Consider the following 13845-nt stretch of genomic DNA (forward strand, 5'->3'; position numbering starts at 1 on the left):
CTCGGCAGCGATGTCCGCGCTGGACAAGACGCTGCACCCGCGGTTCCTGTCCCTGGCCGAGCGGGAGCAGATCGCCGATCTGCGCCGTGAGGGTGGCTCGTTGCGGGCGATCGGGCGGGCGCTGGGGCGGCCGGCCTCGACGATCAAGCGTGAGATCGACCGCCGGTCCCAGGACGGGACCTACCGTCCCTACCGGGCTCACAGCGCCTGGGCCCGGTCACGGCCGCGTCCCAAGGTGCGCAAGCTGCTGGCCGACGGGCCGCTGCGCCAGTTCGTGGCCGAGCGGCTGCGGCTGCGATGGTCACCGCAGCAGATCTGCCACGCTCTGATCAAGGAGCACCCCGACGACCAGGACATGCGGGTGAGTGTGGAGACGATCTACCAGGCGTTGTACGTCCAGGCCCGCGGCGCGCTGAAACGAGAAGTCGCGACCGCGCTGCGCACCGGACGCACCCGCCGCAAGCCCCACAAGAAGCCGGACCAGCGCACGCCCCGGTTCGTCGACGACATGGTGATGATCTCCGAGCGTCCGCCCGAGGTCGCGGACCGGGCCGTGCCCGGGCACTGGGAAGGCGACCTGATCGTCGGCACCCGCAGCGAGTCCGCGATCGTGACCCTGGTCGAACGCTCCACCAGGTACGTCATGCTCGGACACCTGCCCGGTGGGCACACGGCCGAGGAAGTCCGCGACGTCCTGACAGACCTGATCGGCACCCTGCCGGCCCATCTGCGCGGCTCCCTGACCTGGGACCAGGGCTGCGAGATGGCCGCGCACAAGCAGTTCACCGTCGCCACCGGCGTCCCGGTCTACTTCTGTGACCCGCACTCACCCTGGCAGCGCGGCAGCAACGAGAACACCAACGGCCTGCTCCGCCAGTACTTCCCCAAGGGCACCGACCTGCGCGCCTACGGCCGCGAGGACCTCGAGCACGTCGCACAGGAACTCAACGCCCGACCACGACAAACGCTCGGCTGGGATACCCCAGCCGAGCGTCTGCGTGATCTACTGACGACCACGTAGGCCATCAGGTGTTGCGAGGACCCCTAGAAACTGCCACTGCCGGGGGCCTGAAGCTGGTGCGCCATCTAGGACTTGAACCTAGAACCCGCTGATTAAGAGTCAGCTGCTCTGCCAATTGAGCTAATGGCGCGTGCGACGGAAAGGCTACCAGGCCCGAGGACCGACGGCGTCACCTTTCCCGCGACGAGGCCCTCGACCTGACGGAGGAGGGCCTCGCTGGTGCGCCATCTAGGACTTGAACCTAGAACCCGCTGATTAAGAGTCAGCTGCTCTGCCAATTGAGCTAATGGCGCGTGCGACGGAAAGGAACACTACCAGGAGCCTGGGCCACGTCGGAACTCGAAGCCGTGCCGCAGGTCTGTGACCTGCACGACAACCGGTCAGAGGTACAGGCCGGTGGCGCCCTCCGTCTCCTGCACCTTGGCGACGCCGTGCACGTCGCGCTCGCGCAGCAGCACGTAGTCGGTGCCGCCCAGCTCCACCTCCGCGCGGTCCTCGGGGTCGAACAGGACGCGGTCGCCCACCGCCACCTGACGCACGTGCTCCCCCGCCGCCACGACCACGGCCCAGGCGAGCCGCTTGGGCCCCACGGCGGTCGCGGGGATGACGAGCCCGGAGGTGGACTGGCGCTCGGAGGCGTCGATCTCGGGCTGGACCAGGAGACGGTCGTGCAGCATCCGGATCGGCAGGTCGCCCGGCGTGACGTCCGCGCCGGACGAGGAGGGGTTCTTCACAGCGGTGCTCACAGGTCCAACGCTACGTGACGCGGAGAGGTCCTTTCGGCCCGGATACGCTCGGGACAGGACCACCGAAGGAGCATCGTGACCACTCAGCTGAACACCGGGGACAAGGCCCCCGGCTTCACCCTGCCGACCGCCGACGGCTCGACCGTGAGCCTCGCCGACCTGCGAGGCAGCGCCGCCAAGGGCGTCATCGTCTACTTCTACCCCGCCGCGAGCACGCCCGGCTGCACCAAGGAGGCGTGCGACTTCCGCGACTCCCTGGCGTCCCTCCAGGGCGCGGGCTACGCCGTGGTGGGCGTCTCGCCCGACCCGGTGGCCAAGCTGGCGAAGTTCGCGACCGAGGAGTCGCTGACGTTCCCGCTCGCCGCGGACGAGGACCACGCCGTCCTCGAGGCGTACGGCGCGTGGGGCGAGAAGCAGAACTACGGCAGGACGTACACGGGCGTGATCCGCTCCACCGTGGTGGTGGCGCCCGACGGGACCGTCGCCCTCGCGCAGTACAACGTGAAGGCGACCGGTCACGTGGCCCGCCTGCGCACGGCGCTCGGCCTCGACTGACCGGTGGCGCCGGGCGGCCCGCCTCTCCTCGGGCCGCCCGGAGAACCGGCGCTCGAACGCGGTCCGTCGTAACGTCGAAGGGATGGCGCCCACGCGGAGAACCCGCGTCAGGCGCACCCGGTCGAAGAAGGCGGGCGGGGCGCCGTCGGGCACGATCGCAAGGAGAGAACCATGTTGCGCAGGAAGCTCGCCGGGACGTTGACCGCCCTGGCCATGGCAGGCACGCTCGGGCTGCTGCCCGCGGCCGCAGCGTCCGCCGCCACCGTCGCACCCGCGGCTGGCCCGGTCGCCGCCGCACCGGCGCCGGTGCAGACCACCCAGGCCGTCACCGGCACGTTCCAGGGCGCCCCGTTCGTCGGGGAGATCAGCAACCTCACGGCCGACGTCGTCGACGGCGCGCTGACCCTCACCGGAACGCTCACCGGCACCGGCCTCCCCGCGGAGGGCGTCGGCTTCACCTCGGTCGTCGAGGACGTCCAGGCCGACCAGGCGTGCGACATCCTGAACCTGGACCTCGGCCCGCTGCACCTCGACCTGCTCGGTCTCGTCGTGGACCTGGAGCCGGTGGTGCTCGACGTCACCGCGGTGCCCGGACCGGGGAACCTGCTCGGGAACCTGCTCTGCTCGGTCGCCGGGCTCCTCGACCGCAGCGGCGGTGTGGGTGGCGCCCTGAACGGCGTCGCCGCGCTCCTCAACCGCCTGCTGACCGGCCTCGGCCTCTGACGCGCGGCCACCTGAGGAAGCACGACGCCGGTCCGGTCGCCTCCTGCGGGAGGCGACCGGACCGGCGTCGTCCACGGGGTGCGCGAGAGGGGACTCGAACCCCTACGCCCGAAGGCACTGGAACCTAAATCCAGCGCGGCTGCCAATTACGCCACTCGCGCGCGGGCCAAGTCTAGGGCCCGGGGCGGGCGTAGCCGAGGTAGCCCCGGACGTCGTCGACGAGCCGCTGCATCTCGACGTCCGTGTCGACGACGGCGTGCTGCCCCAGCGTGACGCCCACGACGGCCCGCTGGGACTCGGCGTGCACCACGAAGTAGTAGAGGGCGCCTTTCTCGACGTCGAGAACGACCCGCATCAGCCGACCGCTGTCGATCTCGTCGAAGTCGGCGTCCATCGTGGCCACGAGCGCGCGCAGGTCCTCGCCCTGGCGCTCGTAGGCCGCCCGCCGCCCCTCCGCCCCGGTGAGCCCGAGCATCCCGGACACCGACGGGTCGTCGAGCATGTCGACCCGGAACACGGCCTTCCCGCGCGCGTAGTACACGAGATAGTGCAGGTCGGTGGCGTCGAGCCGTTCCGTGAAGAGGTCGACGAGGCCCTCCGTCTCGGGCCCGTACCGGACGAACGGGTGGACGTCGATCTTCTTCGGCGTGCTGGGGCCGGGCTCTCCCAGGGGCGAGGTCCGGCGCCGCGTGACCGCGGCCCACAGGCTCGGCACCCCGACCAGCACGGCGGAGCCGCCACCGAGGACCGCGATGAAGATCGCGGCGCGCTCGACGCTGAACGGCTCGTTCTTGAGCACCGCGGTCCCGAGCTCGACGGTGAAGGGCAGCAGCAAGGAGCCGCCCAGCACCGTCGCGATCTTCTTGGACCAGTCACTCACGCCCGGAACGGTAGCGCATGCCCGCTTTGCGAGGTGCGGCGCCTCACGCGCGGCCCTGCGGGCCCTCAGAGCAGGCGACCCACGTGCGCCATCGCCTGCTTGACCAGCGTCCCCTGGCCGTTCGCCATCTCGGCCTGCACCGCCTCGCTGCACGCCTCCTCGGGTGTCATCCACGCGAGGTCGAGGGCGTTCTGCTGCGGCCGGCAGTCCCCCGTCACAGGCACCACGTAGGCGAGCGCCACCGCGTGCTGGCGCGGGTCGTGGTACGCCGTGATGCCGGGCGTCGGGAAGTACTCCGCCACGGTGAACGGCTGGGGCGACGGCGGCACCTGGGGCAGCGCCACCGGGCCGAGGTCCTTCTCGATGTGCCGCAGCAGCGCGTCCCGGATGCGCTCGTGATACATCACACGCCCCGACACGAGGGCCCGGGTGATCACGCCCTGGGTGTTCACGCGCAGGAGCAGACCGACCGACACCACGTCGCCCGACTCGTCGACCCGCACGGGGACAGCGTCCACATAGACGAGGGGCAGCTGCGCGCGGACCACTGCGAGGTCCTCGTCGGTGAGCCAGCCCGAGGCCTGGGTGGTGTCGCGGTAGAAGTCGTCCGCCGGGTAGTCCGCTGTGTCGGTCACGGGGTCCGTTGTACCAGGTCCGCATGACGGCGGCGTAGCGCGCTCGCCGGGAATAGCCGCCGTCGGGCCGACGCTGCACGGGAGGAACAACTTCGGGAAGGAACCCACATGCCGACCATCGAGGTCACTGACGCCACGTTCGACCAGACCGTCGCCGAGAACGACATCGTCCTGGTGGACTTCTGGGCCACCTGGTGCCCGCCGTGCCGCATGTTCGCCCCGGTGTTCGAGGCGTCCTCGGAGGCGAACCCCGACATCGTCCACGCCAAGATGGACACCGACGCCGAGCCGGGCATCGCCACGGCCGCGCAGGTGACGTCGATCCCCACGCTGATGGCGTTCCGCGAGGGCATCCTCGTGTACCGCCAGGCCGGCGCGCTCCCGGCGCCCGCGCTCGCGCAGGTGGTCGAGGCCGTCAAGGGCCTCGACATGGACGAGGTGCGCAAGGAGCTCGAGAGCTCCGAGTCGGACGCGCACAGCCACTGAGGCGACCTGCCGGGCCTGGGCGCGGCGCGCTCTGCCCGGCTGCCGGGCCTGAGCGCGGCGTGCTCAGCGCGGCGCGAGCTCCAGGCTCGGCCAGTCCGCGAGGTCCTCGCGCATCCGGCGGTCGTGCGTGGCCACCACCACGGCCGCCGGGGTGACGCGCAGCGCCCGGGTCAGCTCGTCGACGAGGTCGATCGACAGGTGGTTGGTCGGCTCGTCGAGGAGCAGGACGTGGGGGGCGTGCAGCAGCGCCCGGGCCAGCTCGAACCGCCGCCGCTGGCCCACGGAGAGCTCACCGAGCGGCCGCTCCAGGTCCTCCTCCGACAGCAGGCCGAGGAACGCCACCGGCACCACGTGGTCGGGGTCGAGCTCGCCGGCGCTGAGGAGGGCCAGCGCCTCGTCGGCGTACGTCTCGAACCCGGTGCGCCGGGCCGCGGCGCCCGTCAGCGGGGCGCTCTCCTGCATCACGACGCCGATCCGTGCCCCCGGCACCAGCGTCCGCGTGCCGCGGCCCAGCGGCAGCGTGCCGCCCAGCGCCGCGAGCAGCGTGGACTTGCCGGTGCCGTTGACCCCGGTGATGAGCAGGCGGCCCGACGGCGGCACCGCGACCCGGGTGCCCGGCAGGTCCAGCCGGCCGTCCACCCGGGGGCTGCGCACCTCCACCACGGGGGCCGCCGGGTCCCAGCCCGGCGACATGGCCGGCAGGTCCGGGAACGCCAGCTCGACCGGCGGGACGGGCACCTCGATGGCCTCGGCCTCGAGCTTCTGCACCAGCCGGTCGGCGGCCTTCACATGGATGCGCGCCCGGGTGGCGCGCCGGTGCTTCTGGGAGCCCTTCTCGGGCCGCCACTCGTCGGAGAGCCCCTCGTAGGACGCGTCGAGCCGCTCGGCGAGCGCCGCCGCCCGCTTGCGCTCGGCCCGGTAGCGCTGCCGCCAGCGGTGCAGGGCCTGGGACTTCGCGAACCGGTAGGCGAGGTAGCCGGGCTGCCCGTAGAGCACGGGCTTGCCGTCCCAGGACGGGTCGAGGTCGAGGATGGCGGTGGCCACGTCGTCGAGCAGCTCGCGGTCGTGGGTGACGACGACCAGGCCGCCGCGCCAGGCGACGAGCTCGCCGGTGAGGTAGTCGATCGCGGAGTCGTCGAGATGGTTGGTGGGTTCGTCGAGCAGGAGCAGGTCGGACCGCTCGGCCAGGCGGCACGCGAGCCGCACGCGGTAGCGCTGGCCCACGCTGAGGCTCGCGAGCGGCTGGGTCAGGTCGCGGGTGGCACCGAGCCGGGTGAGGGCGACGTCCACGCGCCGGTCCGCGTCCCAGGCGGCGAGGTGCTCGGCACGGGCGAGCGTGCGGCCCAGCTCGGCGAGGTCGCCGGTGTCGTGGTCGAAGGCGGCCGCGGCGGCCTCGAGGGCTGCGGCTGCCTGGCGGAGCCCGTCGAGCGTGGACGACACCAGGTCGCCCACCGTCTCGTCCGGCGCCACGTGGAGCTCCTGCTCCACGAGGGCGACGCTGCCCTGGCGCCGTACCTCGCCGCTCTTGGGGGCGAGGGAGCCGGCGAGGAGGTGCAGGAACGTGGACTTGCCCGAGCCGTTCTCCCCGACGACGCCGAGCCGCGTCCCGTCGGACACGGTCACGCTCACCCCGTCGAGGACGGGCCGCCCCGGGTAGGCGAAGGCGAGGTCCTGGGCCACGAGGTGCATGCCTCCAGCCTACGTACCCCGCGCGCGGAGCCCGGCACCAGTCGCAGCGCCGAGGTAGTGCCCCTGTCCGACGAAGGCACTACCTCGGCGCTGGGGGAGGGCCGAGGTAGTGCCTTCGTCGGACGGACGCACTACCTCGGCACCGGGGTCGGGCGTGGGTGGAGCGTCAGGCGGAGGTGGTCTCCGTCCGCCGCGCGGACGGGTACCGGATGCCTTCGACCATCTCCTGGACCTCGTGCGACGGTGGCTTGGTCAGCAACGACACGACGACCGTCACGATCGCGTTGACCAGGGCGCCGATGGCGCCGATGCCCTCGGGGCTGATGCCCAGGACGTGCTCGTTGGCCGCCGTCCCGAACACCGGGAGGGTGTAGATCATGTAGCTCGCCGTGAACACGAGCCCCACGACCATGCCGCTCACCGCGCCGACGGCATTCGCTCTCTTCCAGAAGATCCCCAGGAGCAGGATCGGGAAGAACGTCGACGCGGCGAGCCCGAAGGCGAAGGCGACCACCTGGGCCACGAACGCCGGCGGGTTGATGCCGAAGTAGATCGCGACCAGGACCGCGGCCGCCATGGCGATCCGGCTGACCAGCAGGCGACGGGACTCGCTCGCGTTGTGGTCCAGGTACCGGAAGTAGAGGTCGTGCGAGGCGGACGACGAGATGACCAGCAGCAGGCCGGCCGCCGTCGACATGGCGGCCGCCAGGCCGCCCGCCGCGACCAGGCCGACGATCGGGGCCGGGAGGCCGGCGATCTCCGGGCTGGCCAGGACCAGGATGTCGTTGTTCACGATGAGGTCGGCGCCGGAGGTGGCGTTGTTGCTGATCGTGTTGATGGTCTCGACACCCGGGCTGACCGTGACCAGGCCGGTGGCGGCCCAGTTCTGGATCCAGGACGGGAGCGCGTTCGCGGCGACCCCCTGCACGCCCTCCAGGAGGTTCAGCTTGGTGAACGCGCCCACGGCCGGGGCCGTCGTGTAGAGCAGGCCGATGAACACGAGGGCCCAGAACGCCGAGTAGCGCGCCCCACGAACCGTCTTGGTGGTGTAGAAGCGGATGATCACGTGCGGCAGGCCCGCGGTGCCGATCATCAGCGACAGGGTCACCAGGAAGACGTCGAGCTGCGGCCTGGCGGTGAAGGCCTCGGTGTACTGGCTGAGGCCGAACTCGGCGCTGATGGCGTTCAGCTCGCCGAGGATCTGGCCGAACGAGATCTGCGGCACCGGGATGCCCGTCATCGTCTGCGCCACCGCGAAGGCGGGGATCAGGTACGCCACGATCAGCACGGAGTACTGCGCCACCTGGGTCCAGGTGATGCCCTTCATGCCGCCCAGCACGGCGTACGCAAAGATGACGGCCGCGGCGACAGCGACGCCGCCCGCGGTCTCCAGGTTGAGGAACCGGCTGAAGACGATGCCGCCGCCCGCCATCTGCCCCACCACGTAGGTGAAGGACACGATGATCGCCACGAGGGCGGACACGGACCGCACGGTCTCGGAGTAGCGGTCGCCCACGAACTCCGGGACGGTGAACTTGCCCCACTTGCGCAGGTAGGGGGCGAGCAGCAGGGCCAGCAGAACGTAGCCACCGGTCCAGCCCATGAGGTAGATGGAGCCGTCGGACCCGAGGAACGCGATGAGGCCGGCCATCGAGATGAACGACGCCGCCGACATCCAGTCGGCGGCCACGGCGGCGCCGTTGGCGATGCTCGGGATGTTCTGCTCGGCGACGAAGAAGCCCTTGGTCTCCTTCACGCGGCTGCGCCACGCGATGAAGATGTAGACGGCGAAGGTCAGGACGACGAAGAACAGCGCCCAGAACTGGATGTCGGTCATGCCCGGCTCCCGTCACCGTTGCGCTCGCTGACGCCGTACTCGTCGTCGAGCCTGTCCATCCGCACCGCGTAGACGAGGATGAGGATGATGAACGTGTAGATCGCCCCCTGCTGCGCGAACCAGAACCCGAGCGGGAAGCCGGCGATGACCACCTCGTTGAGCTGCTCGACGAAGAGGATGCCGCAGCCGAACGAGACGATGAACCAGATCACCAGCAGGACGACCATCAGGCGAAGGTTCTTGCGCCAGTACTCCTTGCGCCAGTCGTTGTCCGGTTCCGCGCCTGGCGGCGGTGCGCCACCCGCGCCTTCAGCCGTGTCAGCCATGTCTACGCTCCTTTGCGTGGTCTGTCCGTGACGGAATGCCCCCAGGGTGAGCGAATCGGTAGGACCGGGCGCGCCGCAAGGGCCGAACGTACGGACGGTGGCCCCGGTCTCGTGAGCGGTCGAAGACCGCCCACGAACGGCACCTGCCGGAAGTTCCGGACCGTCCGCGGGCCCTGGGCGACCGCTCGCGGGGACAGTGGCCCCGTTCGCCAGGCTCCCTCCCGCAACGGCGCCCGGAGCCCCTACCATCGGTGCCATGGCCTCGACGTCGAGCACCTCCGGAACCGCCGTACGCCGGCGCGTCCTGCACCCGGGCAGCGTGGGCATGATCCTCGGGGGGCTGATCATCGTCGTGGGGTCGGTGCTGCCGTGGGTGTCGACGCCGGTCGGGTCCATCCCCGGTCACGCCGGGCCTGGCCTGTGGACGCTCTGCGCCGCGTTCGTCGCCCTCGCGGGTGCCGTGCTCCCCTTCCGCCGGGTCGCGGTGGCGCACTGCCTGGTCGCGGGCCTGCCTGTCGCGTTCCTCGCGGCCTGGCAGGTGGTCCGGCTCGTCGAGGTCAGCGCCGCCACGGACTCCTGGGGCAAGGCCCTCCCCGGCATGGGGCTCGTCATGGTCGCCGGCGGCGCGGTGATCCTGCTGCGGACGGCGTGGCGCCTGAGCAGGTCGTCCTCATAGGCCAGTGTCCCTAGGGTGCTGTGCATGGATCCCGACGACGTGGACGAGCACGACACCCCCGCGGAGGTGGACGCGGCTTTCCGCACGCTGCGGCGCGTGGCCATCACGCACTTCCTGCTCTTCCTCGCGGTCGTGACCGGGGTCCCGGCGCTGTCGCTGACCCTCGGCTGGTGGTCCGACGCGCGCATCGAGGGCGGGCTGAGCCCCGGCTTCGCCATGGCGGCGTTCGGCCTCTACGCCTTCTTCCTCGTCGTCGGCCTCGCCGCCGCGACGCTCTCGAACGCCGTCGAGTCCCGGATGCTGGGCGGCGACCATCCCGGGGCCGACGGCGCCGACCGGCACGAGGACCAGCAGTGAACGCCGCGGGCGCGGGCACCCTCGCGATCGTCATCGCGATCATCGCGGTGATCACGCTCCTGGTGCGCCCGCGCGGGACGTCGACCGTCGACTTCTACCTGGCGGGCCAGCGGGTCGGCGTCGCCACCAACGCGCTCGCGATCTGCGGGGACTACTTCTCGGCGGCGTCGTTCCTCGGGGTCGCCGCCGCCGTCTACGTGTCGGGGCTGGACGGCGTCTGGTACGCCGTCGGCTTCGCCGCCGGGTTCGTGCCCGTGCTGCTCTTCGTCGCCGCGCCGCTGCGCCGGTTCGGCGAGTTCTCCATCCCCGACTTCCTCGGACGGCGGCTCGGCTCCGAACGGGTCCGGCTGGTCGCCGTCGCCGTGGTGCAGCTGGTCATCCTGTCCTACCTCGTGCCCCAGGCGGTGGGGAGCGGGATGACCTGGCAGCTCCTCGTCGGGCGCGGCCTGCCGGGCATCTCCGCCTACGCGACGGGCGTCGTGGTGTCCACCGCCGTCATCGCCGTCCTGGTGGCGTTCGGCGGGATGCGCGGGACCACGTGGACGCAGGCGGTGCAGTTCCTGGTCTTGCTGGCCGCCCTGGTGTGGCTCGCCGGGGCGGTGCTGGCCGGTGGCTTCGGCTACGCCGGCGCCGTCTCGCACCTGTCGTCCGAGCCGCTCGCCAACCCCGTGCACGACTCGGCGGGCTGGCACCTGCAGCCCGAGGAGAACCGGCTGGAGCCGGGCGCGGACGCCACGTTCGGGGAGCCGGGCGCCGCCTACGGCCCGCTCGCGCAGTTCGCCCTCATCCTCACCCTGGTCATGGGGACGGCAGGGCTCCCCCACGTGATGAACCGGTACTTCACGAGCCCCACCGGCACGGCCGCCCGGATGACCACGGTGTGGGTCATCGGGCTGGCGGGCCTCTTCTACGCCCTGGCCGTCATGCTCGGCACCGCCTCCCGCGACGTCATCGCGCGTGCCGCCCCGGACCGGCCGTGGCTCCAGGAGCTCACCGTCGACGGGGTGCTGCGCGTGCCCGAGCACGCCCTCCCGGTGCTGGGCCGCATCTACGGTGGCGACCAGGGCCTCGCCGTCATCGCGGCCGGCGCGCTGGTCGCGGTGATGTCGACGATCGCGGGGCTCCTGCTCGCGGCGGCGGCGTCCTGGGGCCACGACGTGTACGAGAGGCACATCAACCCTGGTGCCACCCAGAAGCAGGCCGTCTGGGCGGGCCGCGCCAGCACCGCGGTCGTCGCCGTGGCGGCGGCCGTGCTCGCCCTGGTCCTGCGGCCGGAGAACCTGTCCTCGACCGTGCCCTCGATCGTGGCGGCGATGGTCACGTGGGCGTTCGCGGTCGCCGGCTCGGCGCTCACCCCGGTCTTCATCCTCGCCATCTGGTGGCGCGGGACGACGGCGGCCGGGGCCGTCGCGGGCATGGCGACCGGCGGGCTGAGCACCGTGGCGATGTTCGTCGTGGGCGCCCTCCCGGTCGGGCCCGGGCTCGACGACATGCTCGTGACGCCCACCCTCGTCGCCGCGCCGCTCGCGACGGCGGTCTGTGTCCTCGTGTCCCGCCGGACCGCCCCGCCGCCGGACGTCGAGCAGCAGTGGCTGACCCTGCACGGCACGGCCGGGGACCGGCAGGCCGAGCGGCTCGCCCGGCTCACGATCGCGAACACCGCGGGCCCGCGCCGCCGGGGAGGCCGCCGTGCGGGCGGGTAGCGGCGTCCTCGCCGGGGCGCTCGTCGCCACCTGGGCGCTCGTCTACCTCGTGACGCAGGTGATCGTGTCGCCGCCCCTGGCGGTCGGGACCACCGTCGTGGCCGGGACCGTCGTCTCGGTGCTGCTGGTCGTGGGCTACCCGTCGGCGCTGCGCGGGCCGCGCGCCGCGACGGGCCTGCGCCGGGGCGCGCGGGAGAGCGCGCGTGCCGAGGCGGGGCACGGGGGCACCCGGTCCGGTCGGGCGGGCGCCGGCCTGCCGGTGCGCCGCTCCATGCCGCTGCGGTCGGGGCTCACCGCCGACGCCGCACGTCGCACCGCCGAGCTGCTGCTGCCCCTGCTCGGCGGCGACGCCGTCGCCATCACGGACCGGGAGACGGTCCTCGCGTTCGTGGGGGCCGGCGACGACCACCACCGCGCCGGCGCGACGGTCGCGTCCACCCTGGCGGGGCGCGTGATCGCGAAGGGACGGACCGTCGTCGGCGGCACCCCCCGCGCGCTCGCGTGCGCCGACCCCGGCTGCCGGCTCCGCTCGGCGGTCGTGGTGCCCCTCACGGTGGGCACCCGGGTGGTCGGCACGGTGGGCGTCTTCCGTGCGGGGACCGGGCCGGTCCCGCGCGACCAGGTCGAGGACATGGCGGCCATCCTGTCCCTCCACGTCGAGCTGGCCGAGCTCGACCGCGAGCGCAAGCTCGCCGCCGACGCCCGCCTCGACGCGCTACGGGCGCAGATCAACCCCCACTTCCTCTTCAACGTGCTCAACACGATCGCGTCGAAGTCGCGCACCGACCCGGACGAGGCCCGCCAGCTCCTGCTGCGGCTGTCGGACTTCTTCCGGTACGCCGTGCGCCAGGAGGGGCAGGTCGCGGAGTTCGCGCAGGAGTACTTCTTCGTGCGCACGTACCTCTCCCTGGAGCAGGCCCGGTTCGGCGACCGGCTCCGGGTGCGGTACGACATCGACCCGCAGGTGCTGACGGCGCACGTGCCCGTGCTGATGATCCAGCCGCTGGTCGAGAACGCCGTCAAGCACGGCCTCGCCGACAAGGTGGAGGGTGGGACCGTGACGCTCCGGGCCCGGGTGGACCCGCTCACGCGCACCACGTCGATCCGGGTCACGGACGACGGCGTGGGGATCCCGGCGGACGTGCTGGAACGGCTGACGAACGGGTCCCCGGCGGCCGGCGAGCCGGGCGACGACTGGCCGTCCGGGGACGGCGGCCCTGGACGGTCCGGGCGGAGCGGCGTGGGGCTGCGGAACATCTCGCTCCGGCTCGCGACGCTGTTCGGCGAACGGTTCGCCCTGGACATCCAGTCCTCGCCCGGCGGCGGCACCGTCGTGGACATCAGGATGCCGCTACGCTGACGGGATGCGCCCCCGCGCCTTGATCGTCGATGACGAGGCCCCGGCCCGTGCCGAGCTCCGCTACCTGCTGGAGGAGATCGGGTACGTGCAGATCGTGGGTGAGGCCGCCAACGGCGAGGAAGCCCTGGTCCTGCTCCGGTCGATCCCCTACGACCTGGTCCTGCTGGACGTCCGCATGCCGGGAGCGGGCGGCCTCGAGGTCGCCGCGGCTCTGCGCGACCTGCCGCACCCGCCCAAGGTCATCTTCACCACGGCCTACCCGGACCACGCCGTCGCCGCGTTCGACCTGGCTGCGGCCGACTACCTCGTCAAGCCGTTCGACTCCGACCGGCTGCGCCGGGCCCTCGAGCGGGCGCTCGGCGGCGTGGTGGACGACGGCGAGGGCGGCGGCACCGCGGCCGCGTCGGCGGCGGGCCCGGCCGAGACCCAGGTCGCGCCGCTGTCCCGGGTCCCGGTGCAGAAGGACGGCAGGACCGTGCTGGTGGAGCCGTCGGCGATCGTCTACGCGAGCGCGGCGCGCGGGTACTCCTACCTCAAGCTGTCGGAGGACCGCCTGCTCGTGACCTGGTCGCTCAACGAGCTGGAGCGTCGCCTGCACGGCCACTTCTACCGGACGCACCGGTCCTACCTCGTGAACCTCGACCACGTCCGTGAGCTCGTGCCCGACTTCAAGGGCGCCCTCGTCCTCGTCATGAACGACCGGCAGCGCAGCCGGGTGGAGGTCTCCCGGCGGCAGGTGCGCGAGCTGCGCCGTCGGCTGGGGGTGTGACGACGCCGGACGCCGAGGTAGTGCGTTCGTCCGACGAACGCACTACCCCGGCGGGCTGTCCTTGCCGAGGTAGTGCCTTCGT

General features: G+C 72.3%; 15 protein-coding genes and 3 tRNA genes. 9 read left to right on the plus strand and 9 right to left on the minus strand.

Annotated features, from left to right (window positions below; all coding sequences use genetic code 11):
• The coding region (locus D1350_RS03585; protein ID WP_206074411.1) for an IS30 family transposase at positions 1–1021 on the plus strand (1021 nt) is incomplete at its 5' end.
• A gap of 54 nt (positions 1022–1075) precedes the next feature.
• Here the strand turns inward: D1350_RS03585 and D1350_RS03590 are convergent.
• From D1350_RS03590 to D1350_RS03600, 3 genes are all read right to left on the minus strand, one after another.
• Positions 1076–1151 (minus strand) — tRNA-Lys (locus D1350_RS03590).
• Between the two features lie 87 nt (positions 1152–1238).
• Positions 1239–1314 (minus strand) — tRNA-Lys (locus D1350_RS03595).
• Positions 1315–1401: 87 nt separating this feature from the next.
• Positions 1402–1698 (minus strand): GroES family chaperonin, encoded by a 297-nt coding sequence (locus D1350_RS03600; protein ID WP_125774743.1) that lies wholly within the window; start codon positions 1696–1698, stop codon positions 1402–1404.
• A gap of 144 nt (positions 1699–1842) precedes the next feature.
• Here D1350_RS03600 and bcp point away from each other — a divergent pair, with 144 nt between their 5' ends.
• Entirely contained in the window at positions 1843–2322 is a 480-nt protein-coding gene (gene bcp / locus D1350_RS03605; protein ID WP_125774032.1) for a thioredoxin-dependent thiol peroxidase, read from the plus strand.
• Between the two features lie 171 nt (positions 2323–2493).
• Positions 2494–3045: an ABC transporter substrate-binding protein gene (locus D1350_RS03610; RefSeq protein ID WP_206074412.1), complete on the plus strand. Its 552-nt coding sequence runs from the start codon at positions 2494–2496 to the stop codon at positions 3043–3045.
• Between the two features lie 79 nt (positions 3046–3124).
• On the opposite strand, the gene D1350_RS03615 is transcribed toward D1350_RS03610, so the two are convergent.
• From D1350_RS03615 to D1350_RS03625, 3 genes are all read right to left on the minus strand, one after another.
• A tRNA-Leu gene (locus D1350_RS03615) sits at positions 3125–3206 on the minus strand.
• An 11-nt stretch (positions 3207–3217) separates the two neighbouring features.
• Positions 3218–3925, minus strand: a complete 708-nt coding sequence (locus D1350_RS03620; protein ID WP_125774034.1) for a hypothetical protein — start codon at positions 3923–3925, stop codon at positions 3218–3220.
• 65 nt (positions 3926–3990) lie between these two features.
• Positions 3991–4560, minus strand: a complete 570-nt coding sequence (locus D1350_RS03625) for an NUDIX hydrolase family protein (RefSeq protein WP_125774036.1) — start codon at positions 4558–4560, stop codon at positions 3991–3993.
• Positions 4561–4668: 108 nt separating this feature from the next.
• On the opposite strand from D1350_RS03625, the gene trxA reads away from it, so the two are divergent.
• On the plus strand, positions 4669–5046 hold the full coding sequence (gene trxA, locus D1350_RS03630) for a thioredoxin (protein ID WP_125774038.1): 378 nt from the start codon (positions 4669–4671) through the stop codon (positions 5044–5046).
• Between the two features lie 63 nt (positions 5047–5109).
• Here trxA and D1350_RS03635 read toward each other — a convergent pair whose 3' ends face one another.
• The 3 genes from D1350_RS03635 to D1350_RS03645 form a co-directional block, all read right to left on the minus strand.
• Positions 5110–6735, minus strand: a complete 1626-nt coding sequence (locus D1350_RS03635) for an ABC-F family ATP-binding cassette domain-containing protein (protein WP_125774041.1) — start codon at positions 6733–6735, stop codon at positions 5110–5112.
• Positions 6736–6901: 166 nt separating this feature from the next.
• Positions 6902–8572 carry a sodium:solute symporter family protein gene (locus tag D1350_RS03640; RefSeq protein ID WP_125774043.1) on the minus strand — a complete coding sequence of 557 codons (1671 nt, stop codon included), beginning with the start codon at positions 8570–8572 and terminating at the stop codon, positions 6902–6904.
• Positions 8569–8898 (minus strand): DUF4212 domain-containing protein, encoded by a 330-nt coding sequence (locus D1350_RS03645; protein ID WP_125774045.1) that lies wholly within the window; start codon positions 8896–8898, stop codon positions 8569–8571. Before D1350_RS03645 ends, D1350_RS03640 begins: the two co-directional genes overlap by 4 nt.
• A gap of 256 nt (positions 8899–9154) precedes the next feature.
• Between D1350_RS03645 and D1350_RS03650 the strand changes: the two genes are divergently transcribed.
• The 5 genes from D1350_RS03650 to D1350_RS03670 are packed head-to-tail and all read left to right on the plus strand — an operon-like array spanning position 9155 to position 13763.
• Entirely contained in the window at positions 9155–9574 is a 420-nt protein-coding gene (locus D1350_RS03650; RefSeq protein WP_125774047.1) for a hypothetical protein, read from the plus strand.
• Positions 9575–9598: 24 nt separating this feature from the next.
• Positions 9599–9931, plus strand: a complete 333-nt coding sequence (locus D1350_RS03655; RefSeq protein ID WP_125774050.1) for a hypothetical protein — start codon at positions 9599–9601, stop codon at positions 9929–9931.
• Positions 9928–11634 carry a solute symporter family protein gene (locus D1350_RS03660; protein ID WP_125774052.1) on the plus strand — a complete coding sequence of 569 codons (1707 nt, stop codon included), beginning with the start codon at positions 9928–9930 and terminating at the stop codon, positions 11632–11634. Before D1350_RS03655 ends, D1350_RS03660 begins: the two co-directional genes overlap by 4 nt.
• Complete coding sequence (locus D1350_RS03665) at positions 11621–12994, plus strand: histidine kinase (RefSeq protein WP_125774054.1); 1374 nt, start codon at positions 11621–11623, stop codon at positions 12992–12994. Before D1350_RS03660 ends, D1350_RS03665 begins: the two co-directional genes overlap by 14 nt.
• Positions 12995–12998: 4 nt before the next feature.
• The gene (locus D1350_RS03670; RefSeq protein ID WP_125774056.1) at positions 12999–13763 is read left to right on the plus strand and encodes a LytR/AlgR family response regulator transcription factor; all 765 of its coding nucleotides are present in this window, start codon (positions 12999–13001) and stop codon (positions 13761–13763) included.
• Positions 13764–13845 lie beyond the last annotated feature (82 nt).

The organism is Antribacter gilvus (assembly GCF_003946865.1).
Lineage (GTDB): Bacteria > Actinomycetota > Actinomycetes > Actinomycetales > Cellulomonadaceae > Antribacter > Antribacter gilvus.

Coding starts and splice junctions, on each gene's coding strand:
- D1350_RS03610 (WP_206074412.1), top strand. CDS start 2,494: ATGTTGCGCAGGAAGCTCGCCGGGACGTTGACCGCCCTGGCCATGGCA.
- D1350_RS03645 (WP_125774045.1), bottom strand. CDS start 8,898: ATGGCTGACACGGCTGAAGGCGCGGGTGGCGCACCGCCGCCAGGCGCG.
- D1350_RS03640 (WP_125774043.1), bottom strand. CDS start 8,572: ATGACCGACATCCAGTTCTGGGCGCTGTTCTTCGTCGTCCTGACCTTC.
- D1350_RS03670 (WP_125774056.1), top strand. CDS start 12,999: ATGCGCCCCCGCGCCTTGATCGTCGATGACGAGGCCCCGGCCCGTGCC.
- D1350_RS03650 (WP_125774047.1), top strand. CDS start 9,155: ATGGCCTCGACGTCGAGCACCTCCGGAACCGCCGTACGCCGGCGCGTC.
- trxA (WP_125774038.1), top strand. CDS start 4,669: ATGCCGACCATCGAGGTCACTGACGCCACGTTCGACCAGACCGTCGCC.
- D1350_RS03655 (WP_125774050.1), top strand. CDS start 9,599: ATGGATCCCGACGACGTGGACGAGCACGACACCCCCGCGGAGGTGGAC.
- D1350_RS03600 (WP_125774743.1), bottom strand. CDS start 1,698: ATGCTGCACGACCGTCTCCTGGTCCAGCCCGAGATCGACGCCTCCGAG.
- D1350_RS03635 (WP_125774041.1), bottom strand. CDS start 6,735: ATGCACCTCGTGGCCCAGGACCTCGCCTTCGCCTACCCGGGGCGGCCC.